The following is a 24,087-nucleotide window of genomic DNA, read 5'->3' as shown; positions in this document are numbered from 1 at the left end:
CGAGGAGGCTTGGCGAACGCCCCCCGGAAAGCAAGCGCCTGGAGCGGAAATCAACCATTTCCCCTCCAAAATAAATAAAAAAGACAAAAAGCATCGAAGTCTCGATGCCTTTTGTCGACAATCTGAAAGGTCAAACACCTTGTGTTTGACCTTTTTATTATGCTTCATCCTTTACGCGATGAATTTTAACATCACTGAGGATTTCCTTTACAACATAGCTTGCCATAATTAGTCCAGCAACAGAGGGCACAAAGGCATTCGATGATGGCGGCATTTTAGCTTTCCTAATAGGGGCTTCATCCTTACCAACTACTTTTCGAACATCCTCCCTAATGACAATAGGGCTTTCATCCGAGAAAACAACAGGAATCCCTTTTCTGATTCCTTCTTTTCTTAAGCGTGTACGAATGACTTTCGCAATTGGATCCGTATGAGTTTTTGAAATATCAGCAATTTGAAAACGCGTTGGATCCATTTTGTTTGCAGCACCCATACTAGAAATAATAGGAATCTTACGCTCTAAACATTCTTTCATTAAATGGATTTTGTAAGAAATCGTATCAGAGGCATCTACAACAAAATCTAATCCATATTCAAAGATTTGTTCATACGTTTCTTCTGTATAAAACATTTTTAAGGCAATTACTTCACACTCAGGGTTAATGTCCTGAATTCTCTCTTTCATTAAATCCGCTTTAGGTCTTCCAACCGTGGAAAGAAGGGCGATGATTTGGCGATTAACATTTGTTATATCAACATCATCTTTGTCGATTAAGATTAGACGGCCAACTCCTGATCGAGCTAATGCCTCAGCAGAAAAAGACCCTACTCCTCCAATACCTAATACAGCAACAGTGCTATCTTTCAACTTTTGTAAGCCTTCTTTACCAATTGCTAGTTCGTTTCTTGAAAATTGGTGCAACATGTATGATCAACTCCAGCTATAATTTAATGGTTTTTAAAGAATCTCTAATTAAGGGAAAGCAATCTTAAGTATTTCCGTAAGAAGCCTACATATTTTTAAAATTCTTATTTATGTATTACCCGATAATGAATATATCATACTTACGATGAAAAACAAGGTATATCGATAGGAATTTTGGGTTTTTAGTTGATTATTGATCTTACCTGGTTTTCGCACACAAAAAAACCATGCTAATCAGCATGGTTTTAAATTTAGAATTCATGAAGAGTGCCAATCGTGCCGTCGCTTTTCGATGCCTTCGTTTTGAACCCGCACTCAGCAGGTGGGTGTTCTGTTTCAAGCTTTTGTAAGTCCTAAACCAAAGGCATTTACGCTACTTAAAAACCCGAACTCCCGAAGGTATAATGTTAGGTCAAAACTTTAGGTTATACCACGAACACATCAGCACTCTTATCTCTTGTTAGTATCATAGCACATTATGAAAGTGGTTTCAAGGAAGCCAAGCTAGGTCATTATTCACTTTTCTGAATTTTCAGTGATAAATTAAGCTCAACTAATTGTGCTTCACTTACCTCACCAGGAGCTTCCGTTAACAAACAGCTTGCACTTGCCGTTTTAGGAAACGCAATCGTATCACGTAGATTTGTTCTGCCTGCAAGTAACATAACAAGGCGGTCTAACCCTAATGCAATCCCACCGTGTGGAGGTGTTCCATACTCAAACGCCTCAAGTAGGAATCCGAACTGTTCCCTTGCCTCTTCTTCTGTAAATCCAAGAACACTAAACATTTTTTCTTGAACACTTCTCTCGAATATACGAAGTGAACCTCCACCTAATTCATAACCGTTTAGGACTAAGTCATAAGCTTGAGCTCTAACTGCTCCTGGGTCAGAGTCGAGAAGTGGTAGGTCTTCTCTCACAGGCATTGTGAACGGGTGATGAGCTGCATAGTAACGTCCTTCTTCTTCTCCGTATTCAAGTAAAGGCCAGTCCGTAACCCATAGGAAGTTAAATTTGCTTTGGTCAATTAATTCTAATTCTTTTCCGAGTTTTAATCGTAGAGCGCCAAGTGCATCTGCTACAACATTCGTCTTATCAGCTACAAAAAGAATTAAGTCTCCTTGTTCTACAGATAATGCCGCTGTAATTCCACTTTGCTCTTCATCCGTGATGAACTTAGAGATTGGCCCTTTTAATCCTTCTTCCTCTGCTTTTAACCAGGCTAGACCCTTAGCACCATAACGGGCAACAAATTCTGTAAGGGCATCAATGTCTTTTCTAGAATATTTGCTAGCAGCATTTTTAACATTGATTGCCTTTACTTGGCCACCTGATGACACAGCCCCTGCAAATACTTTAAAGCTTGAGTCTTTAACAACTTCAGACAGGTCTACTAGCTCCATTCCAAAACGAGTATCTGGTTTGTCAGAACCGTATCGAGCCATCGCCTCTTGATAAGGCATACGAGGGAAAGGAATTTGAACATCTAAGTCTTTTACTTCCTTCATCATTTCCTTCATCATGTCTTCCATCAAAGCAATGATGTCATCTTGACTCATAAAGCTTGTTTCGATATCTACCTGTGTAAACTCGGGCTGACGGTCTGCACGTAAGTCTTCATCACGGAAACAGCGTGCAATTTGATAGTAACGCTCAAAGCCACCAACCATTAATAATTGTTTAAAAATTTGTGGTGATTGTGGTAAAGCATAGAATTCACCTGGGTGCACTCTGCTTGGTACAAGATAGTCACGAGCACCTTCTGGCGTGCTCTTTGTTAGGATCGGTGTTTCCACATCTAAAAACCCTTCTCGGTCTAAGAAATCCCTCATTACCTTTGTTACCTTATGACGCATTTTAAACGTTTCGAACATGACTGGTCTTCTTAAATCTAAATAACGGTATTTTAATCTTACGTCCTCTGATACATCTGTCTTATCAGCAATCATAATCGGAGGAGTCTTAGCTTCATTGATAATCGTTACACTTTCAGCCTTTATTTCAATTGACCCTGTTTTTAAATTTTCATTTACCGTTCCTTCTTCACGAGCGATAACAGTGCCTTCAACATGCAAAACATATTCATTTCTAATTTTTTCGGCAGTAGCTAAAGCCTCCCCGGAAACTTCAGGGTTGAAAACAACTTGAACAATTCCTGTTCTGTCACGAAGGTCAATAAAGATTAATCCCCCTAAGTCTCTTCGCTTTTGAACCCAACCTTTTAACGATACTTTTTCACCAATGGCTTGTGCAGGCACTTCTCCACAAAAATATGTTCGTCCGTACATTGTGATCCTCCTCTATTTGTATGTTTCTTTAAACTTTTCTATAAAAGCATCTAGTGGCAACTCAGCTTGCTCTCCAGTAGACATGGTTTTTACATTTATTTTGTTTGCTTTTAATTCCTCTTCACCTAAAATAGCTACATATTTCGCATTTAGTCTATCGGCTGCCTTAAATTGAGTCTTAATTTTTCGATCTAAGTAATCTCTCTCAGCGGAGAAACCTGCTAAACGTAACTTGTGTAGAAGACCTACCGTGTAATCTTGTGCTTCTTCACCTAGAGCAACTAAATAGCAATCTATTTCATCATTAATAGATAGCTCAATATTCTCAGCAGCCAAAGCGGCAATTACACGCTCAATACTTAGGGCAAATCCGATTCCAGGTGTATCTGGCCCACCAATTTCCTCGACTAAACCGTTGTATCTTCCGCCACCACATAGAGTAGTAATCGCCCCAAACCCTTCTGCATCGCTCATGATTTCAAAAGCGGTATGGTTATAGTAATCCAGCCCACGAACAAGATTAGGGTCCACTTCAAAAGGAATATCAAGATCAGATAAATACTTTTGTACTTTTTCAAAATAGACCTTTGATTCATCATTTAAAAATTCTAGTATAGATGGTGCTGATTTCATTAGTTCGTGATCTCGATCTTTTTTACAATCCAGAATCCTCATTGGATTCTTTTCTAAACGACTTTGGCAATCCGAGCAAAATTCTTCAATTCTCGGCTGGAAGTGATTAATTAACGCTTCTCGATGAGCGTTTCGGCTATCTTTATCCCCTAAACTATTTACAATAAGCTTTAATTTCTTTAAACCCAGCTCTTTGTAGAGAGACATTGCTAGAGCAATTACTTCTGCATCGATTGCTGGATCGGCACTTCCTAAAGCTTCAACACCAAATTGAACAAACTGACGAAAGCGTCCTGCCTGAGGTCTTTCATATCGGAACATCGGTCCTGTGTAGTAAAGCTTAACGGGTTGATTCGCATAACCAAACATTTTTTGTTCTACATATGATCTAACAACAGCAGCAGTTCCTTCAGGACGTAGGGTGAGACTTCTTCCTCCACGGTCTTCAAAGGTATACATTTCCTTCTGGACAATATCCGTTGTATCCCCTACACTTCGTAAAAATAAATCGGTATGCTCAAAAATGGGAGTCCTAATTTCTTTGTACTGAAATTTTTTGCACAGTTCCCTTGCTTTTTCTTCTATCATTTGCCACTTTTCAACTTCACCCGGTAAAATATCCTGGGTTCCGCGTGGAATATTAATTGACATAGAGATCCTCCTCTGAACAAAACTATATGTAAAATTTGTCTTTTCCTAAAAAATATCTCTGTTAAACAGATGACAAAACAAAAATAAAAAAACCCCCGTCCCTTGTATATTGAAATACAAGGGACGAGAGTTGTTATTCCCGTGGTGCCACCCTAATTGAAATTGCAAAACGCAAATTCCTCTTTTACAGTTAACGCCTGTTAACGTTCATCTCCTACTAAAGTGAACTTTTTCAGAGAGAAGCCTACGGAGTGTTCATTCATTAAGTCATCATGTGGAAATGTTTTCAGCCTAACGACATTTCCTCTCTTTTCACGTGTATTCTTAATTACTATTCTCCATCACTGGTTATTGATTATGTCATTTTATTTATCTAATATTACGGACCATCTATCCAATTGTCAAGATACTTTTATCCATACATTTTCTAAAACATTTTACGAACGTTCTAGTTGTTTTTTTAACTTTCTTACATCTCGTAGTGTTAGCCCGAACTCAGAAGCTAGTTCAATCATGTTATTGTTTTGTTCTTTTTGAATAAAGTCATGAAAGTCTACTCCGAAAAGTTGACTATCTCCATTTTGTGCAGACATACCCTTCTCACTAAATCTCATTGAAATCACCTTTCGTACGTTAGTCCTCATTATTCTGTCCACTATTATTTAAAAAGTTACAAAGAAATTAGGATTCACAAAAAAACTTGATTTTCTCGATGCCCTCAAGGGATTAGACATTAAAAAATGAAATTTATAGAAGGGAAATCGGCTTGTTTAATAGAATTTTTAAACTGATGCTTTTAAAATCGTAATCATTTGTCCAAACTCCATATGGGCTTCTTAGATTTTTTCAGAAGGAGGTAACATTTTGCATAGAAAAAGATGGTTGTCATTTTTCATATGTTTAACACTCTTAATTGGAATAGTCCCTATCCCGAATGTTGTAAACGCTGAGGGAGATACTGTAACAATTTCATCTACTGTATTAAATGTCCGAGAGGGACCAGGACTAAGCTATAAAGTACTAAAACAGGTAAACAAAGGTGATACCTTTGCGTTAGTAAAAGAAGATGGTGATTGGTTACAGATCGACTTGGGCTCCAACCAATATGGCTGGGTAGCTAACTGGTTAGTTAAAAGAAACTCTGTTCAAACTTTAAGTTCCCAAGTAACCATTACAACAGATGGTTTAAGGGTACGCTCAGGTCCCGGGACCACCTTCCAAGTGATTGGCACTGTAAATAGCGGAGAAAAAGTAAAGGTACTAGAGAGTAGTGGGACTTGGTTAAAAATTAACACATCCTTTGGGGATGGCTGGATTTCAAAGGAGTTTACAAAAACACAAAATAATCAAGAGCCTGTAAATCAGAAGGAAGTAGAAAAAAAGACGACATACGGCATTGTTACCGTAGCCTCCTTAAACGTTCGTAATAGTCCTTCATTACAAGGTTCAATAATAGGGAAGCTCAAAAAAGGTGAAAAGGTTCAAATTCTAGCAGAGGATAAAGAGTGGGTTAAAATTCAGTTTACTAACCAAGAAGCTTGGATTAGTAGTGAATTTTTAACAGGGGAAGAATCTACTGAAACTCCTCAAAAGGAGACCGAGAAAAAACCTTCCACTCCACAAGGGATTATTGGCAAAGTTACTGCCACTAGTTTAAACGTTCGAGACTCTGGCTCACTTAGCGGAAAGGTTATTGGCACTGTTAAATTAGGAGAAACCTATCAAATCATTGAGGAAGTAAATAACTGGGCAAAAATCGAGTTTAAGACCGGCACTTCTGGCTGGATTGCTGGATGGTTCTTAGATAAACAGCCTCCTCAAAAGGTTCCTTCTAAGGAGCAAACTGTTAAGGATAGTTCCATTTCCATCATACATAACGGAACGAATATTCGAAAAGGTCCTAGTTTGAATACTGCAGTCATCTTGAGGGCTAATAGCGGGAAAACCTTTCCTATCATTAGCTTGAATAATGACTGGTATGAAATCAAGCTTGATAATGGAACAAGCGGTTTCGTAGCAGGTTGGATTGTGACAGTAAGTGGTTCTGCACCACAAGTAGAAAAACCTGGTGCTGAAATTCATTTGAAGAATAAAACGGTTATCATCGACCCTGGCCACGGAGGAAGGGATCGTGGAGCAACTGGTGCAAGAGGAACCCTAGAAAAAGATTTAACGTTACGAACAGGGCAACTTCTCTATGATAAATTAAAAGCATCTGGCGCAAACGTTATTCTTACTAGAAGTAATGACAGTTATTTATCGTTAAGTTCTAGAGTGGGAATGTCTCATTATCATAATGCGGATGCGTTTATCAGCATTCATTATGATAGTATTATTGATTCAACCGTAAGGGGCATGACGAGTTATTATTACCACGACTATCAAAAATCATTAGCAACTCTTGTTCATACAGGAACCATTTCTCAAGCCAAGTTAAAGGACCGTGGTGTTCGTGTGGGAGACTATCACGTAATTAGAGAAAATAAGCGAAGTTCTGTACTGCTAGAGTTAGGCTACCTTAGTAACCCGTCCGAAGAGATGCTCATTTCTTCGGGACCCTACCAAGAAAGAGTCGCTTCGGGAATCTATCAAGGTCTAGCAAAGTATTTTAAAGGGAATTAAGGGGGAGGAAAACAGTCTGTTATGGGCTGTTTTCTTTTTTTATAATAAGAGGGGAAGGGTGTTTAATCCCCTTTTGCTCAACATTTGTAAAAAAATTTGCACTAACATTGACACTTAGTTCGAGAATTTTTGAAATTTAGGAAAAAGAGGTACTAAGATTGGTCCTTAGTTACAAAAATCTATGTCGTTTTAGCAAAATTAGCACTAATCTTACTTCTTAGTTACAATATTCTCAAAATCCTTGAAAAATTAGCACTAAGCTCATGCCTAGCTTAACTCAAACCTAGACACGATACCTAACTTGTCCTCATACTCCCCCATACAAAAAAACGGGCACGATTTTTCGCACCCGTGAAAACAACTACTTCTCTATTTACTTTCCAATATTAATGTCACTGGTCCATCATTGATGAGCTGTACATCCATCATAGCACCGAATTGTCCTGTTTCGACAACTAATCCTTTATCCTTTAAAAACCGATTAAAGGCATCATACACGTTCTCAGCATGTTCTGGTCTAGCTGCATCCATGAAATTAGGCCTTCTCCCTTTTCTACAATCCCCATAAAGGGTAAATTGGGAAATGGATAGAATTTCTCCACCAACATCTAATAGAGAAAGATTCATTTTTTCATTTTCGTCTTCAAACACACGAAGATTTGCAACTTTATCCGCTAAAAATTGCGCATCTTCCTCTTTATCCTCATGGGTAACACCAACTAATAAAACAAAGCCCTTTGTTATTTTACCAACTATGTTTCCCTCTATCGTTACACTTGCAGCTTTACTTCTTTGGACAACAATCTTCAATCTAAAAACACCCTTAATTCATTATTCTACGAACCGCATATATGTCAGGAATCTGTTTAATTCTCTCGACAACCTTTTGCAGATGATTCACATTAACGATCGCTATTGACATATTAATCGTTGCCATTTTATTACGATCTGACTTTCCTGAAACGGCTGATATATTTGTTTTGGTTTCATTAACTGCTTGAAGGACTTCATTCAGTAGACCTCGGCGATCATAGCCACTGATTTCAATATCCACATTGTATTCTTTGCGATCATTCAACGCCGTTTCCCATTCAACAGGGATTAACCTAGTTTTTACATCGTCATCACAAATATTCGTACAGTCAGCACGGTGTACGGAGACACCTCTACCTTTCGTAATGAACCCTACAATCTCATCCCCAGGAACAGGGCTACAGCACCTGGAAAGTCTAATTAGGAGATTATCTATACCAGATACCCTCACACCTGATTCACGTCTTTTGGAAGTTGGGAAAGCTTTAAGTTCAGAAACAGCATTTGTAATCGTCGTTTCTTGTTCTGCGTCTCTCTTTTTACGCCACTTTTCAGTTAATCTATTGGCCACTTGAAGCGCCGTTATCCCGTTATAACCTACAGCAGCGTACATATCCTCTTCGTTCACAAAATTAAACTTCTCGGCAATTCTTCTAACATTATCATTTGTTAAAATTTCTTTTACGTCGAAATCCATGTTTCGAATTTCTTTTTCTACTAACTCTTTTCCTTTTTCTACATTCTCGTCTCTACGTTGCTTCTTAAAGAACTGTCTAATCTTATTTTTTGCTTGTGAAGTTTGCGCTAGCTTTAACCAGTCTTGACTAGGTCCATAGGAATGTTTTGAAGTTAGGATTTCAATAATATCCCCGGTTTTAAGCTTATAGTCAAGGGTGACCATCTTCCCGTTTACTTTTGCCCCAATGGTTTTATTGCCAATTTCAGAGTGGATGCGGTAAGCAAAATCAATGGGAACCGAACCAGAAGGCAATTCAATAACATCACCTTTTGGCGTAAAAATAAATACCATGTCTGAGAATAGGTCTATTTTTAAAGATTCCATAAACTCTTCAGCATCTGCTGTGTCATCTTGGAACTCAAGTATTTCACGGAACCACGTAAGCTTATCCTCTAATGACGCGCCTTCATTCACTGACTTTCCTTCTTTGTAAGCCCAGTGTGCAGCAATACCAAATTCCGCAATCTGATGCATTTCACCCGTTCGGATTTGAACTTCAAGAGGATCCCCTTTAGGACCAATCACAGTCGTGTGTAAGGACTGATACATATTTGGTTTTGGCATTGCAATATAGTCTTTGAATCTACCCGGCATTGGCTTCCAACAAGTATGAATAATCCCAAGAACTGCGTAACAATCTTTGATACTATTCACTACAATCCTTACAGCTAATAGGTCATATATCTCATTAAACTGTTTGTTTTGTTTCGCCATTTTCCGATAAATGCTGTAAATATGTTTGGGGCGACCCGAAATTTCAGCTTTAATCGTAACCTCTTCAAGACTACTTCTTACCTCTTGTATAACATCATCAAGATACTGCTCACGCTCAGCCCTCTTTTTCTTCATTAAGTTGACAATACGATAGTATTGCTGAGGGTTTAGATACCTTAAAGCCGTATCTTCTAATTCCCACTTAATTTTTGAAATACCAAGACGGTGAGCTAACGGCGCAAAGATTTCTAGTGTCTCATTAGAAATTCTTCTTTGCTTTTCAGCTGGAAGATGCTTTAATGTTCGCATATTATGCAGACGGTCTGCGAGCTTAATTAAAATAACACGGATATCCTGTGCCATTGCAACGAACATCTTTCTATGGTTCTCAGCCTGCTGTTCTTCTTGAGATTTATATTTAATTTTTCCTAACTTCGTCACTCCATCGACCAACATAGCCACTTCGTCGTCAAATGCTTCCCTGAGATCTTCCAGAGTCACATCCGTATCTTCAACAACATCATGGAGAAAACCAGCAGCAACCGTGGATGGATCCATTTCTAAGTCAGCCAATATACCTGCAACCTGAATCGGATGGATAATATACGGTTCTCCTGATTTTCTATATTGTTCACGGTGAGCATGTGCAGCAAAATCGTATGCTTTTTTGACGATTTCCACATTTTCATCGTTTAAATACTTTCTAGTTTTGTCGATGACTTGTTCGGCGGTCAGAACCTGATCGTTCGCCATATAATCACCTTTTAATCTTATTTATAAAAATGGTTTATTGTCCTTGAAACAACACATTCTAATTTTGCTTATTATATATGAATGGTTACTAACTATTAAATTAGAATGATTGTTACTATTATCGAAAAAAAAAAGCAATATGTAAAGGGATTGGCCGTTATTTTTACAGGAAAGTTGAGAAACTTGTCGATTCGTGCACAAGAACTACCATATAAGGTAAAAAAAGAGCACTTATTTTTTATAAGCACTCTTTTAACTATTTATTAGAACTCCATTAATGTTAAGATATCGTGGTTGTCAAGCTTAGAACGACCATCTAGGTATGTAAGCTCAATTAGGAAAGCAATACCTGCTACAACTCCACCTAGTTCTTCTACTAATTTAATCGTCGCTTCAATGGTTCCACCTGTTGCTAACAGGTCATCCGTTATTAATACTCTTTGACCTGGCTTAATAGCATCTTTGTGGATCGTTAGAACATCCTTACCGTATTCAAGACCATAGTCTACTTTCACTGTTTCCCTTGGAAGCTTCCCTTCTTTTCTAACAGGTGCGAATCCAACTCCTAGCGCATATGCAACTGGACAGCCAATAATGAATCCACGAGCTTCAGGCCCAACAACTAGGTCAATATCTTTTTCTTTTGCGTAAGCAACAATTTGATCTGTTGCATATTTATATGCTTCTCCGTTATCCATTAAAGTGGTAATATCCTTAAACCTAATACCTGGTTTTGGCCAGTCTTCAACGATTGTTACATATTGTTTTAAATCCATTCTTCAACTTCCTCCTCAATTTTGACCGACCCTTGAAAACGTGTATCGAACCATTTTTTTAATTGCTCGAACGAAGAATATAGTAACTCGTTTTCGAGAGTATATTGTGCTTGTTTCTGTTGATACGTAAGTGAATCTGATAGATCCCTTTTGTTAACTCCAGTATTTAAAGAAATAAAGCCATTGTTTATTTTAACAAAATCTAACTCAAAAAACACCTCGGACATAAAATCAATTGTTTCTCTGCTCCAGCCGCGATATTTTGCTAATTCATCTCCATATTTTTTCAAATCGAATGGAGCCTTTTTAGACAGAAACGCATAATACCATTTAAAATGCTCTCTAGTTGGCAGAGTACTAAAGAAATCGCTGTCTTCTTTGTAAAAGAGTGTATAGATTCTTGCCGGTCTCTTATTTAATATCAATTGTTCTAAAATATCTTGTGTCTGTGGTAAATCAATAAGAACAAGTTGCTCACCATTCACGTCAAGATCTCTAGCCTGGTCTATCGTTTCTAGAACAATAGGCTCCTCTGGGGTAATCATCGTAAATTTGTTTACGGTCCCTCTATTAAACATGATCCATTTCGCTTTAGTCGGAACGATATCTTTCACTTTTTCAACTCTTTTTAATCCTCTATAATCAAAAAGCTGCCAGCTTTGAACCGCTATATCTTGGAGAAAAATTTGTGGCTTACGAATATTATTCCACTCATTTATAGAAAGTTCTCCTATTACGGATAATTTTGAGGATGGAGAAATATGGTCAAATAAATGTCCGAGACCAAAACCAACACCATCTAATGAAGTACCGTTATCTTCAATCGTAAGTTTGAGATGATTTTGATCAGCCCCGATTTTTCTCATTTGGCCGATGCTAGACTCCATGATTAAAATTTTCGGCTTAGGATTACTCATCCCAAAAGGTGCTAGCATTTGCATTTCTTCAATCGATTTTAAATGAACATCCTCTACGTTCACTTCCGTATCAAGAGTCGTAACAGGAATAAAATCTTCCTCAGTCAATTGTTCTTTAGCAAGTTGGTTAAGTCTAGATCGGAGTTCAGCTACATCATCCAACTGTAAAGTCATTCCGGCTGCCATTGGATGACCACCAAAATGAGGTAATAGCTCTCTACATTCTGAAAGATTCTTAAAAAGATCAAAGCCCGCAATGCTTCTCGCTGAACCTTTAGCCTGTCCTTTTTCCTGATCAAAGCTTAATACAATCGCTGGGCGATAAAACTTTTCAACAAGTTTGGAAGCGACGATCCCGATTACTCCAGCATTCCAACCTTCTTTCCCTACCACAATGACTGGATTGTCCTCTATAGGGAAATTTTCTTCCACTTCTTTTAAAGCGTCTTCCGCTATTTCAGAAACAATCGACTGTCTTTCTTTATTGAGCTGGTCAATTTCCTCAGCTAACGTTTCGGCCTCATAAGGGTCTTCAGTGAGTAGCAAATGAACAGCGGGGTCAGCGCTATCCAATCTACCTACAGCATTTAACCTAGGAGCTATGATAAACCCTATTGTTTCCTCATCGATGGCAGATGGCTCCGCATTGGTTAGTTTTAACAAAGCTTTTATTCCTAATCTCTTTGTTTCTTTTAATTTACGAATTCCTCTTTTAGCAATTAGACGATTTTCCCCTTTAAGAGGAACCAAATCTGCAATCGTTCCAATGGCTGCAAATTCTAGCAAATGATCTGGTGCTTCCCCATATAACGCATGAGAAACTTTTAAGGCAACTCCTACACCTGCTAAATCCTTAAATGGATAGACACTGTCTTTTAATTTCGGATGTATAATCGCTAATGCTTCCGGTAGCTTTGGACCTGGTTCATGGTGATCAGTAATAATTAGGTCAATCCCAAGTTCCTTCGCAACATTTGCTTCATGTAAAGCCGATATTCCTGTATCAACCGTAATAATCAACTTTATTCCACTTTCAGCTGCATGTCTAAAAGCGCCTTCATTCGGACCATATCCTTCAGTAAAACGGTTAGGTATGTAAAATTGAACATTGGCACCTAATTGTTGGAGAGTTACCATCATAACCGATGTGCTCGTTACTCCATCCGCATCATAATCTCCAAAAATTAATATTGGCTCATGATTTTCAATAGCTTGACGGATCCTATTTACAGCAATATCCATATCCTTTAACAAGTAAGGGTCGTGAAATTCTTGCTCTTTATCAAATAAAAAATACCGTGCATGGTCAACGGTATCCATTCCGCGATTTACAAGTAGTGATGCTACAAGAGGAGTTATATTCAACTCTTCAACGAGTGCACTTACTTTTTCCTCATCTGACGGCTGAACCATCCATCTTGTCTTTGGTTTTAACATAACGCTCACCCCTTAGCTTTTTAATTATACAAGAGGCTGTCCACCGTTTCAACGAAAGAAAAATTGAATATACCACCAAAAATTTGCCTGTAGACTAGTAAGAAAGGCGCAAGCGCCTTGCTAAGCGCCGTATAAACTGGAGGCCCAACTAATCTAGCTGTGGCTCCTTGACCCTCGAGTCATAAGCTGTACTGCTATGTGGCAAACACCGCCACTCCGCAGTCCATCTTATGCTTGTCGGGTCAGAGCAGTCGCCTCACTCTTTATGCATGAGATAAAGGAAACACGGAGAGCGAAAGCGTTCGATGTTGACTTATCGTAAGGAAGGAAAAATCATTTGATTTTTCCCAGATGGGGTGAAGTTTACTAGGCGCTGGAGCTAGACACCAATCTAAATTGAAAAACTTATACTTTCTTAACAAGAAAATAAAAAAAACCTCGTCACATAACGAGGTCTTTCTCTAGTGTATATCGGGTGGCATCTGCTCTTTTTCTTCTTCTGTCGTAGTTTTCGTGCCCGTTTCAAGTTCTATCTTAAGTTTTTCATTTTCTTTTTGCAGAGATTTTACTTTTCTTTGCAACATAAATACTCTAAAAAGGCCAACTAATCCAACAATTAATCCGCCCATTAGAACAGAACTTAATATCACTAAAATTAAGGGCCATTCACCTTGACCAAACATATAATTTACCGTTACTGGATCAACATTTATAACCGCAAAGATGGCAACTAGTAAAGCGAAAATAATTCCAAAAATCAATGTCCATTGAAATTTCACATTCATCTCCCCTTTTTGTAAAGTGGACTTTACTTTTCTAAGGTATCATCTTCTTGTTCAATATCATCATCTGGATTATATGGGTTTATATGAACAAATACATTCTCGACGTTTTTTTGCTCCATAAGCTTTTTCTTAACCCTTTTTCCCACCCTATGTCCTTCCTCAACTGTCATATGAGGATCAACGGATATCTTTAAGTCTATGATTACATAGTGACCATGTTCCCTTGCTAAGAGCTCATCAATTTTCTTTACTTGGTCAACCGATGCTACTATTTGTCTTAGCTCAACCGTATCTTCCTCGTGAAGAACATGATCGAGTGTATTATGAATAGATTCCTTTCCAAGGTGCCAAGCCATTTTAATAACAAGAAGTGATACTAAAAGTCCGGCTACAGGATCAGCGTACTCTAACCAGCCTATCCCTAACTTTCCACCTATAATGGCGGCCCCAATTCCTACTAGTGCAGCAATGGACGAGTATACATCAGATCGGTGTTCGTAAGCATTTATAATAAGTGCATCACTATTTATTTTCTTACCCAAATTATACTTATATCGAAACATCCATTCTTTAATAATAATTGAAACAACTACTGCAACAATGGCAATTGTTTTAGGTGCTTCTATCGGATGAAAGAAAGCTTCGAAGGACGATTTCCCTATCTCTATACCTACTAAGAGTAGAAGAACAGCAACAATTATGGCTGCGATTGACTCAGCCTTCCCATGTCCGTATGGATGGTCCTTATCTGGTGGCTGCTTTGCTGCTCTTAATCCTATATAAACTGCGAATGAACCGGCGACGTCAGAAGCTGAATGGACAGCATCGGCAACAAGTGCCCGACTATTTGCATATATACCAATTCCCCATTTAAGTGCCGCTAAAATAATATTCCCAACGACACCTACTAATGCGGCAAATTCTGCCTTCTTAAAACGTTGATCTTTTTCCAAATTCTACTTCTTCCTTCCTCTCGTCTTAATAAAAAAATGCTATCTTTTTAGATTATTGACTTACTTACAAGTGAATAAATACATGAAGGAATAACTTCCATAAAAGAATAATATACCAAAATACCCTTTCATTAGTGTAACCTAAATTAGCGTTTTGAACATGTTTTGCTCATTTTTTTATGAAAGATTCTTTAAAATCAAAAATAAAAACCGCAGAAAATCTGCGGTTTATACTTGTGGTTCATCAGTAATTTTTCTTTTTTCTTTCACTGTGTTAATAACGCCTTTTTTATCAAGTTCTTTGCATTTCCACACATACCAAAGTTGAGCTGCAATGAACAAGGAGGAATACGTACCAGCGATTAAACCAACTAATAGAGCAAACGAGAAGTTGAAGATTGATTCACTTCCAAAGATTAGAAGTGCTACTACCGTAAATACCACTGTAATAACTGTAGCAACCGAACGCCCTAACGTTTGACGTAAACTAGTGTTTACCACTTCAGCAATATCCTCTTTTGTTTTAAGACGCTTTTTCTTTAGCAAGTTTTCGCGAATTCTATCAAATGTAACAATTGTATCATTGATGGAATATCCAACGATTGTTAAGACCGCTGCGATAAAAGTTAAGTCTACTTCCAATCTTAAAATACTGAATAAGGCTATGATAAAGAATGCATCATGTAGTAAAGCTATAACAGAGGCTACAGCCATTTTAACTTCAAATCGGATGGTTACATAGATAATAATCCCTATAGATGCAATAATAACCGCGATGACCGCACTCTTAGCAAGCTCTTTTCCGATGGTTGGTGAAACCGTGTTTACGTTAGGTTCCGAACCATATACATCAGTAAAATGTGCTTTAACCTCAGCAATTTTATCCTTTTCAAGTACACCTATAAAGCGTGCGACACCAATCTCTTTATTATCTCCAGAGATAATGATATCTTCTGTCTCTAAATCGACCTTTGCAAGTTCTTGCTTAACTTCCTGTGCAGTTAATGGTTGTGCACTAAGTAATTCGACGCGAGTTCCACTAGCAAAATCAATTCCAAGATTTAATCGGAACACTGCCAATATAATGAGTCCTGCCGCAATTAATACACCAGAGGTAATAAAGAACTTTTTACGGTGAAGAACGAAATCATACTTATCATACCTTGTTGGTAAATCAAGCGTATCAAAATTTTCAGCAATATCCTTGATTTCACTTTGCTTAACACCCATCCAAGTTGGCTTTTTGTTCAAGAATTTGCTGTTTACCCATAGTCCTAATAGTAGTCGAGTTCCAAATACAGCAGTTAGGAAACTTGTTAAAATACTAAGGATTAACATCGTTGCAAACCCTTTTACAGAGCTTGTACCATAGGCAAATAGAACAATTGCAGCTAAAATCGTTGTGATATTAGCATCAAAGATAGTTGATAACGAGTTCTTACTACCCGCTTGGAAAGCAGCTTTAACTGTTCTTCCTACCTTCAGTTCCTCTTTAATCCGTTCATACGTGATGATATTTGCGTCAACGGCCATCCCTACCCCAAGAATGAGGGCTGCAATACCTGGGAGTGTTAAAACTCCATTCATCCAATCAAATACCAATAAGATGATATAGATGTACACAGATAGAGTAACCATGGCAATGAAACCAGGGAAACGATAGAAGAAAAGCATAAATAGGAATACAATAGCAATCCCAATGATCCCAGCAAGGACTGTCTTCTCCATCGCTTGCTCTCCGAACTTTGCCCCTACCGATGTAGAGTAAATTTCTTCAAGCTCTACTGGAAGAGCTCCAGCGTTTAAAAGGGATGATAACGTCTTTGCTTCTTCAAGTGTAAAGTTCCCGACAATGGAAACGGTGTTCATATTAAATACGCGATCAACATTTGGATTAGAAAGGAATCGTGGATCTGGCTTCAGTACCTCTTCCTTATATGAATCCACACCTTCTTCAAAATCCATCCAGATAATTAACTGATTGTTAGGTGCCATCCCAACAATTTCTTCTGTAACTTTTCTAAAAGTATCTGCACTCTTTAGTTTCAAAGAAATACTTGGTTTGCCGTTCTCATCGAAAGTTTGTTTTGCTCCACCTTCGACTAAGTCGGTTCCATCCATCATCATTTCATCATTTGCATTTCTAAATGTAAGGTTAGCTTCAGTAGATAACATTTCACGTGCTTTATTTTGATCATCTACTCCGGCAAGCTGAACACGAATACGGTTATCTCCTTCAATTTGAATATTCGGTTCATTGACCCCTAAAGCGTTAACCCTTCGATCAAGAGCTTCTGCCGTGCTAGTCAGTATCTCTTTATCCACTTCTTTTCCGTCTTCTGGAATAACTTCATATAATACTTCAAATCCACCCTGAAGGTCTAAACCAAGCTTAATATTGTTCAAGATGGTATTTGTTGTTGCGCCTATCGCTCCGCCTAATAGTAATACGATTAGGAAAAAGGCGACAATTCGACCGCGTTTAACCATTATGTATAAATCCTCCTTAAGATTAAGCCACCGTGACTTTGTTTAACAGATTACAATACAAATAGCATTAAAAACCAATATTCTCATTATGAAACAGTTTGGAAAAGCTGTCAATTTGTTATCCCCAAATACACTTTTGGTAAATTAAGAAAACTATTTAAGCAAGGCAGCTTTATCTTCCTCATTATCAAAGGAAAAATCATCCAATTTAAATGCTTCTACTGTTGCATAATTCATATATTCTCCAATTTTTATACCTAGAATATCTTGGACAATTTCAAATAGCATGATTTCTTCCTTAGGTTTTCTCCATTTCTTTCTAGTTAAAAAACTCCATAAATCATGTTCATTTACGGTTCCATAACCTAATAGACTAAATTCATCAAGTTTACATTCTAATGCAGGCTGCACCTTGTTGCGAAAACAATCGTATTCATGGCCGATTTTCATTTTTCAGCCGCCTCCTCATCGAAACTTTTATTAATAAAATTAATTATTAGTCCAAACCTTGTCATGCTTTGTCCACTTCATAGCATATAGATAATTGTAAATGATTGATTCCATTTCATAAAGCATTTTTCCTAGTAAGAAGAAGATTCAAGATCCTATCACCCTACCTTGTACACCTCTTCTTGGAATTTGGCTTCTATGTCTTCGGTCAATCGGACTTATGAAACTAAAAATATACACCCCATTTTAAGAAAGCAGGGAGTTGGATGTCCAAGTTTTTAAAAGGAACGATAATCTTATTAGCTGCCGGCTTTGTGACAAGGATACTAGGGTTCATCAATCGGATCGTTATCGCCCGTTTTATAGGAGAAGAAGGTGTCGGTCTTTACATGATGGCATTTCCTACTCTTATGCTTGTCATCACCGTAACTCAGCTAGGATTGCCTGTAGCTATTTCAAAAAATGTTGCAGAAGCAGAAGCACAAGGTGATTTTAAAAAAATAAAGAAAATTCTTGTTGTATCATTAGGCACTACGTTTGCTTTATCCATTATTTTTACACCAGCATTAATACTCTTAGCTCCAATACTGTCTGAGACTCTCTTTACGGATAACCGTATTCTGCTACCATTACTTGCGATTGCTCCAATTGTGCCAATCGTTGCAATCTCCTCTGTCTTACGAGGCTACTTCCAAGGTAGACAAAATATGAAACCAGCAGCCTACTCTCAAGTTTTGGAACAAATTGCTCGCATCACACTAATTGCCATTATGACCAAAGCATTTTTACCATATGGAATTGAATATGCGGCTGCCGGTGCCATGTTAGCATCCGTTATTGGAGAACTAATCTCTCTCCTATATTTATTTACAACCTTTAAGCTTAAAAAGAAATTCAGAGTCAGAAAGAAGTTTTTCTCACAAATCAAGGGTGGAAAATCTACTTTCAAAGAACTAATGAGTGTAGGGATTCCTACATTAGGGAGTAGAATGACTGGTTCAATTGCTTGGTTTTTCGAACCAATCGTTGTTACACATAGTTTAGCGATTGCCGGAGTAATTGCTTCTGAAGCAACGAAGCAGTATGGTGCTTTAACAGGGTTTGCAATGCCTTTACTCTTCCTTCCTTCATTCGTGACTTATGCATTATCTACTTCGCTTGTTCCTGCGATCAGTGAGGCAAATTCTAGGAATGATAAAGGTCTGATTGAATTTCGTCTGCAACAAGCCTTACGTTTTGCATTTTTAACAGGAGGACTAGCTGTTGTTGTTTTGTACGTATTGGCTGAACCCCTGATGGAAGTGATGTACGGTTCAACGAGTGGCGCGATTTTTATAAAACTAATGGCTCCATTCTTTTTATTCTACTATTACCAGGGTCCATTACAAGCAACCCTTCAAGCATTAGATTTGGCAAAAGCCGCCATGACGAATAGTATTATAGGAGCTATTGTCAAAACAGCCGCCATATTCGCTTTAGCTAGTCAACCTAGCTTCGGAATTAACGGAGCCGCACTAGGAATCGTCGTTGGAATTGTATTAGTAACGATGCTTCATTTTGCTACCATTTTAAAAAGAATTTCCTTTACTTTCTATGTGAGAGAGTACTTAAAATCATTTATTGTCATGGGAGTATCAGGTTGGACTGGCTACTGGACTTACCAAAATCTATTAGTTGATATGGGAGTTATAATTCGGGTCGTAAACGCAGCCGCAATCATCGGAGTTGTGTACCTGATTCTATTACTTCTATTTGGATTAATTAGAAAAGATGAATTAAGAAGGATTCCTAAGGTTGGAAATATCCTGTCTATGTTGGCTTTTAAATAATTTGCTATATTTTAAAAGAACCAAAAAAGGAGATCAGATGTGTTCTGGTCTCCTTCTATTTTCTTACATCAATATAAAACTGGCCATTTTGATAACTACAGAAAGAAATATCCTTAATTTCTTTGTAGCCTCTTTTTCTTAGTTGTTGTCTTAACCACAAGTTATTCTTATTAATCCGCTCAAGGTTTTCTTCTTGAACAACTCCATCAATGATTAACGGAATGGTAATGCCGCCTTCCTTCCTATCCTTCTCAAAAACGGAAAGCTTTCCAGAGGTTTCCAAGATAGCAAATTCAACATCCCCAATATTGCGCACATTATTTTCCCTTAACTGAAGCAATAAATCATCAAAATTATATCTTTGTTTACGCATCTCATTCTCATCAATTTTCCCATTGTTTATAATAATGGCTGGCTTCCCATCCACAAGATCCCGAAATTTTTTGCTTTTAAGAGATAAAAAGGCAAAAAGGATTTGAATCATCACAATTAATAGCATCGGAAGGACTGAGTGGAATAATTGATCTTTAGGATTTTCAATTGCCACAACTGCCAGTTCAGCAATCATAATATAGACAACAAAATCCAGAACACTTAATTCACCAATTTCCCTTTTCCCCATCAATCTAAATATAAGGATGATTAAGGCATAAAGAAATAAGGTACGTATTAAAATCAGAGAATATTCTTCCATGGATGCGTATTCCACTCCTTCCCATTATTAGTAATCGTACTTTAATTATTTTTAGCACCATTACGAGAATCATAATAGGAAGGTATTACCAATAAATAAAGATACTCCAAATTACAAATTACATAAAGTCTCTCAAGTATCTAAAATAAATATAAATAGTAGAGATAAACAACGACAGAATTACAACTGGGATTCCTATTAGTAAAAACTCTCTAAAGTGAACATAGACCTTTTCTTTTGATGCAAGTCCTACAATAACTAGGTTTGATGATGAGCCGAGCAAGGTTCCATTTCCACCCAGACAGGCACCTAGCGCTAAAGACCACCACATCGGATCTAAATTGACTATCCCAAGCTCTTTAAACTCATGTAGGATAGGAATCATTGCGGCAACAAAAGGAATATTATCAATGAATCCAGATAACAATCCTGTTGCCCATAGAATCAAGATCGTAGTTGTCTTCATGTCCCCCTCTGTCACGTATATAATCTTCCTAGCTAATTCATCAATGAATCCAGCTTCCTCTAGTCCACCAACAAGAAGAAATAGTCCGATGAAAAAAAATAATGTCCCCCACTCTACTTGTTTTAATATTTCCTCCGTATCATATAAGGGCTCTGTTAGCAGCATGAGTAACAAGGCACCAGCTAATGCAACAGTTGTTAAGTCCACATGAATAAATGGGTGTAATACAAACCCTGCCGTAGTAACAAATAGCACTCCTGTTGACCTTAACAAAGCCCCATCTTTTTTAATGTATTTCCTTGCAATTAATGATTCTAACAAAAGTTGTTTTTCACGAGATACATATAATTGGTTTCTATAGAGAATGGATAGTCCTACTATTACGATTAAAAAAATAACCGCTACGATCGGACTTAAGTGAATAAGAAAAGAGTTAAATGTAAAATGATCAACTGCTTGACCAATCATCATATTAGGAGGATCTCCGATTAAAGTTGCTGTACCACCTATATTACAGGCTAATATCATAGCGATTAGATACGGTACTGGAGGCAAGTTTAAAAGTCTTGTTAAGGTAAATAGAATAGGAACCAACAACATAGCGATTGTAACATTTGCTAAAAAGGCTGATCCGATTGCTGCCAAAAGGGAAAACATAATTAATAAGAGGAGTCCATTCCCCTTGACAAGTTGTGCTAAGGAAATAGCCGTATATTCAAATATGCCAGATTTACTACAAATATTAACAATAATCATCATCGCAAATAATAGTGCGATCGTGTTCCAATCTATATGCTCAAATAGAGCAACCTCAATGTCATACAATCCTACAAGGAGCATACAGACTCCACCTAACCCTGCCGCAAGTCCCCTATTAATGACTTCTGACATTATCACTATATAAGCTGTTATAAATATGATTAAAATCAAGATTGAAGTCATTTTAACCATCTCCCCAGTTTTACAAACTTCTTCTAATGAAAACTCACATAAAATCTATATTTAAAGACAGGATTCCTGTCATAAGAATAGTCATTTTTTTGTTAAAAAGTTTATTCTATTTATCATATGAAGCTAGTCCTAAAAAATATTTATATTCTATTTTTTCTTTTCTTGAATATGCTTGTACTAGGATAAAACAAGCTGCTCTATATAGGGACAGTAAATAGGGTGATTGAAGGGAGATGGACAAAATAGAAGAGTCAAAAAACTACGGTAGTGCTATTCTTTTCGGGGTTATTTCCATTTTTACACTAGCCATTATTACTAGCTTAATCTTCTCGTTCATTTTAAGATTTACATCGGCACAAGAATCTTCTTTGCAATTTATTATTACAGCTGTGTCCTTTGTAACTTTGTTTGTAGGAGGATTTATTTCTGGTGGAAAAGGAAAGCAAAAAGGATGGTTACTTGGAGGATTAACTGGGTTAGTGTACTCACTCATAATTTTCTTATTCCAATACTTAGGGTACGATCGTTTATTTAATATGGAACAAATTATCTACCACACTTGCTTTATCTTGACTGCCATGATGGGTGGTATTTTAGGAGTCAACATGACAACTTCTAAAACTAGAAATGCATAGAAATATTCTAATCACGCATAAGTAAAAAGCGCCTTCTAAAAGAAGGCGCTTAACTTTTTGGCTTGTTTTTATTAAGCTTCAGTTACTTCACGAACCGCAGCACGGTCATATGTAAGACGGCTACCATCGCCACACTTAAGGACGATTTTCCCTTCATCAATCGCATCAACGATCCCATGAAGTCCGCCGATTGTTACGACTTTATCTCCCTTTTTCAGTTCATTTTGCATTTTCTGAACTGCCTTTTGGCGCTTTTGTTGAGGGCGAATTAATAAGAAGTAGAACAGCACAAACATTAAAATAAGTGGGCCTAATGTTCCTAACATTTCTGTCATGTCATTAACCTCCTTTCAAAATAAGGGATATAAGGGCTGATGTTGTATGCAGATAAGCCCTATTTAGAAGTTTTTGGCATTTGGCTTATTAAATCCATATTGCTCAAAAAACTCTTCTCGGAAGTCCCCTAAACGATCTTCTCTTATCGCTTGTCTGACTTGCTCCATTAATTTTAACAGAAAATATAGATTATGGTAAGTTGTAAGTCTAATTCCGAAAGTTTCATCGCAACGAATTAAGTGGCGAATATATGCACGACTATAATTACGGCAAGTGTAACAATCGCAATTTTCATCAATCGGGCCAAAATCCTTTGCAAATTTTGCATTCTTAATAACCAATCGGCCATGACTAGTCATTAATGTTCCATTACGAGCAATTCTTGTTGGAAGGACACAGTCAAACATGTCTACGCCTCTAATGGAACCATCTATTAACGAATCCGGAGAACCAACCCCCATTAAATATCTTGGCTTGTCAGCTGGCAATAAAGGTGTTGTAAAATCAAGAACCCGGTTCATAACATCCTTTGGTTCACCAACAGATAAGCCTCCAATTGCATAGCCAGGGAAATCTAACGAAATTAAGTCTTTAGCACTTTGTTTTCTAAGTTCCTCAAACTCTCCACCTTGAACAATGCCAAACAATCCTTGATCATTCGGTCGTTTGTGCGCACTTAGACAACGTTCTGCCCATCTAGAAGTTCGTTCAACGGACTTTTGCATATATTCATATGTTGCTGGGAAAGGTGGACACTCATCAAAGGCCATCATAATATCAGATCCAAGGGCATTTTGGATTTCCATTGCTTTTTCAGGAGAAAGGAAAAGCTTGTCTCCGTTTAAGTGATTCCTGAAATGGACCCCTTCTTCTTCTATTTTACGGAACTCGCTTAAACTAAACACTTGGAACCCACCTGAATCAGTTAGAATGGCGCGGTCCCAATTCATGAATTTGTGGAGCCCACCAGCTTCTTGAACAATTTCATGTCCAGGTCGAAGCCATAAATGATAAGTATTACTTAATATAATACCTGCTCCCATTTGTATTAATTCTTCAGGTGACATCGTTTTTACAGTGGCTAATGTACCAACTGGCATAAAAACTGGTGTCTCAAAAGAACCATGTGGTGTGTGGACGCGTCCGAGTCTTGCACCAGTTTGTTTACACGTTTTTATTAATTCGTAACGTATTGCTGTCAATGAATTGTACCTCCTGAACATTGCGTTC

Annotated in this window: 19 protein-coding genes, 1 other RNA gene and 1 other annotated feature; of the genes, 3 read left to right on the top strand and 17 right to left on the bottom strand. The window is 37.6% G+C overall.

Features of this window, described 5'->3' with window-relative positions; all coding sequences use genetic code 11:
• Positions 1 to 157 precede the first annotated feature (157 nt).
• The 5 genes from ACFYKX_RS23325 to ACFYKX_RS23305 all read right to left on the bottom strand — a co-directional run bounded on the left by ACFYKX_RS23325 (position 158) and on the right by ACFYKX_RS23305 (position 5,111).
• Positions 158 to 925 carry a tRNA threonylcarbamoyladenosine dehydratase gene (locus tag ACFYKX_RS23325; protein WP_389364088.1) on the bottom strand — a complete coding sequence of 256 codons (768 nt, stop codon included), beginning with the start codon at positions 923 to 925 and terminating at the stop codon, positions 158 to 160.
• A gap of 263 nt (positions 926 to 1,188) precedes the next feature.
• A non-coding RNA gene (gene ssrS / locus ACFYKX_RS23320) (6S RNA) lies at positions 1,189 to 1,376 on the bottom strand.
• Positions 1,377 to 1,437: 61 nt separating this feature from the next.
• Complete coding sequence (gene aspS / locus ACFYKX_RS23315; RefSeq protein ID WP_389364087.1) at positions 1,438 to 3,213, bottom strand: aspartate--tRNA ligase; 1,776 nt, start codon at positions 3,211 to 3,213, stop codon at positions 1,438 to 1,440.
• A gap of 12 nt (positions 3,214 to 3,225) precedes the next feature.
• On the bottom strand, positions 3,226 to 4,497 hold the full coding sequence (gene hisS / locus ACFYKX_RS23310; RefSeq protein WP_389364085.1) for a histidine--tRNA ligase: 1,272 nt from the start codon (positions 4,495 to 4,497) through the stop codon (positions 3,226 to 3,228).
• A gap of 116 nt (positions 4,498 to 4,613) precedes the next feature.
• Positions 4,614 to 4,851: a binding site (T-box leader), on the bottom strand.
• Positions 4,852 to 4,934: 83 nt separating this feature from the next.
• Positions 4,935 to 5,111, bottom strand: coding sequence for a hypothetical protein (locus tag ACFYKX_RS23305; protein WP_389364083.1), 177 nt, complete (start codon positions 5,109 to 5,111; stop codon positions 4,935 to 4,937).
• 250 nt (positions 5,112 to 5,361) lie between these two features.
• Between ACFYKX_RS23305 and ACFYKX_RS23300 the strand changes: the two genes are divergently transcribed.
• The gene (locus ACFYKX_RS23300; RefSeq protein ID WP_389364082.1) at positions 5,362 to 7,119 is read left to right on the top strand and encodes an SH3 domain-containing protein; all 1,758 of its coding nucleotides are present in this window, start codon (positions 5,362 to 5,364) and stop codon (positions 7,117 to 7,119) included.
• Between the two features lie 369 nt (positions 7,120 to 7,488).
• On the opposite strand, the gene dtd is transcribed toward ACFYKX_RS23300, so the two are convergent.
• The 8 genes from dtd to ACFYKX_RS23260 all read right to left on the bottom strand — a co-directional run bounded on the left by dtd (position 7,489) and on the right by ACFYKX_RS23260 (position 17,946).
• On the bottom strand, positions 7,489 to 7,929 hold the full coding sequence (dtd, locus tag ACFYKX_RS23295) for a D-aminoacyl-tRNA deacylase (protein WP_389364080.1): 441 nt from the start codon (positions 7,927 to 7,929) through the stop codon (positions 7,489 to 7,491).
• A 13-nt stretch (positions 7,930 to 7,942) separates the two neighbouring features.
• A complete protein-coding gene (locus ACFYKX_RS23290) occupies positions 7,943 to 10,138 on the bottom strand; it encodes a RelA/SpoT family protein (protein ID WP_389364078.1) in 2,196 nt (731 codons plus the stop codon).
• Positions 10,139 to 10,401: 263 nt separating this feature from the next.
• Positions 10,402 to 10,914: an adenine phosphoribosyltransferase gene (locus ACFYKX_RS23285; protein ID WP_389364076.1), complete on the bottom strand. Its 513-nt coding sequence runs from the start codon at positions 10,912 to 10,914 to the stop codon at positions 10,402 to 10,404.
• Positions 10,905 to 13,268, bottom strand: a complete 2,364-nt coding sequence (gene recJ, locus ACFYKX_RS23280) for a single-stranded-DNA-specific exonuclease RecJ (protein ID WP_389364075.1) — start codon at positions 13,266 to 13,268, stop codon at positions 10,905 to 10,907. Before recJ ends, ACFYKX_RS23285 begins: the two co-directional genes overlap by 10 nt.
• A 461-nt stretch (positions 13,269 to 13,729) precedes the next feature.
• On the bottom strand, positions 13,730 to 14,047 hold the full coding sequence (locus tag ACFYKX_RS23275) for a LapA family protein (RefSeq protein ID WP_389364073.1): 318 nt from the start codon (positions 14,045 to 14,047) through the stop codon (positions 13,730 to 13,732).
• 29 nt (positions 14,048 to 14,076) lie between these two features.
• The gene (locus tag ACFYKX_RS23270) at positions 14,077 to 15,006 is read right to left on the bottom strand and encodes a cation diffusion facilitator family transporter (protein ID WP_389364071.1); all 930 of its coding nucleotides are present in this window, start codon (positions 15,004 to 15,006) and stop codon (positions 14,077 to 14,079) included.
• Positions 15,007 to 15,234: 228 nt separating this feature from the next.
• Positions 15,235 to 17,496 (bottom strand): protein translocase subunit SecDF, encoded by a 2,262-nt coding sequence (gene secDF / locus ACFYKX_RS23265; RefSeq protein ID WP_389364069.1) that lies wholly within the window; start codon positions 17,494 to 17,496, stop codon positions 15,235 to 15,237.
• A gap of 153 nt (positions 17,497 to 17,649) precedes the next feature.
• Positions 17,650 to 17,946: a post-transcriptional regulator gene (locus ACFYKX_RS23260; protein ID WP_389364068.1), complete on the bottom strand. Its 297-nt coding sequence runs from the start codon at positions 17,944 to 17,946 to the stop codon at positions 17,650 to 17,652.
• Positions 17,947 to 18,212: 266 nt separating this feature from the next.
• Here ACFYKX_RS23260 and spoVB point away from each other — a divergent pair, with 266 nt between their 5' ends.
• Positions 18,213 to 19,775 carry a stage V sporulation protein B gene (gene spoVB / locus ACFYKX_RS23255; protein WP_389364066.1) on the top strand — a complete coding sequence of 521 codons (1,563 nt, stop codon included), beginning with the start codon at positions 18,213 to 18,215 and terminating at the stop codon, positions 19,773 to 19,775.
• A gap of 55 nt (positions 19,776 to 19,830) precedes the next feature.
• Here spoVB and ACFYKX_RS23250 read toward each other — a convergent pair whose 3' ends face one another.
• Together ACFYKX_RS23250 and ACFYKX_RS23245 are read right to left on the bottom strand one after the other, a co-directional pair.
• Positions 19,831 to 20,469, bottom strand: a complete 639-nt coding sequence (locus ACFYKX_RS23250) for a DUF421 domain-containing protein (RefSeq protein WP_389364064.1) — start codon at positions 20,467 to 20,469, stop codon at positions 19,831 to 19,833.
• 118 nt (positions 20,470 to 20,587) lie between these two features.
• Positions 20,588 to 21,877 carry an ArsB/NhaD family transporter gene (locus ACFYKX_RS23245; protein WP_389364062.1) on the bottom strand — a complete coding sequence of 430 codons (1,290 nt, stop codon included), beginning with the start codon at positions 21,875 to 21,877 and terminating at the stop codon, positions 20,588 to 20,590.
• Positions 21,878 to 22,119: 242 nt separating this feature from the next.
• Here ACFYKX_RS23245 and ACFYKX_RS23240 point away from each other — a divergent pair, with 242 nt between their 5' ends.
• The gene (locus tag ACFYKX_RS23240) at positions 22,120 to 22,521 is read left to right on the top strand and encodes a TIGR04086 family membrane protein (RefSeq protein WP_389364060.1); all 402 of its coding nucleotides are present in this window, start codon (positions 22,120 to 22,122) and stop codon (positions 22,519 to 22,521) included.
• Positions 22,522 to 22,592: 71 nt separating this feature from the next.
• Here ACFYKX_RS23240 and yajC read toward each other — a convergent pair whose 3' ends face one another.
• On the bottom strand, positions 22,593 to 22,856 hold the full coding sequence (yajC, locus tag ACFYKX_RS23235) for a preprotein translocase subunit YajC (protein ID WP_389364058.1): 264 nt from the start codon (positions 22,854 to 22,856) through the stop codon (positions 22,593 to 22,595).
• A 63-nt stretch (positions 22,857 to 22,919) separates the two neighbouring features.
• Entirely contained in the window at positions 22,920 to 24,059 is a 1,140-nt protein-coding gene (gene tgt / locus ACFYKX_RS23230; RefSeq protein ID WP_389364056.1) for a tRNA guanosine(34) transglycosylase Tgt, read from the bottom strand.
• Positions 24,060 to 24,087: the final 28 nt, after the last annotated feature.

The organism is Cytobacillus spartinae (assembly GCF_042865285.1).
Lineage (GTDB): Bacteria > Bacillota > Bacilli > Bacillales > Cytobacillaceae > Robertmurraya_A > Robertmurraya_A spartinae.
Note: the sequence above shows the minus strand (reverse complement) of the source record. Positions and strands in the feature narration are given on the sequence as shown.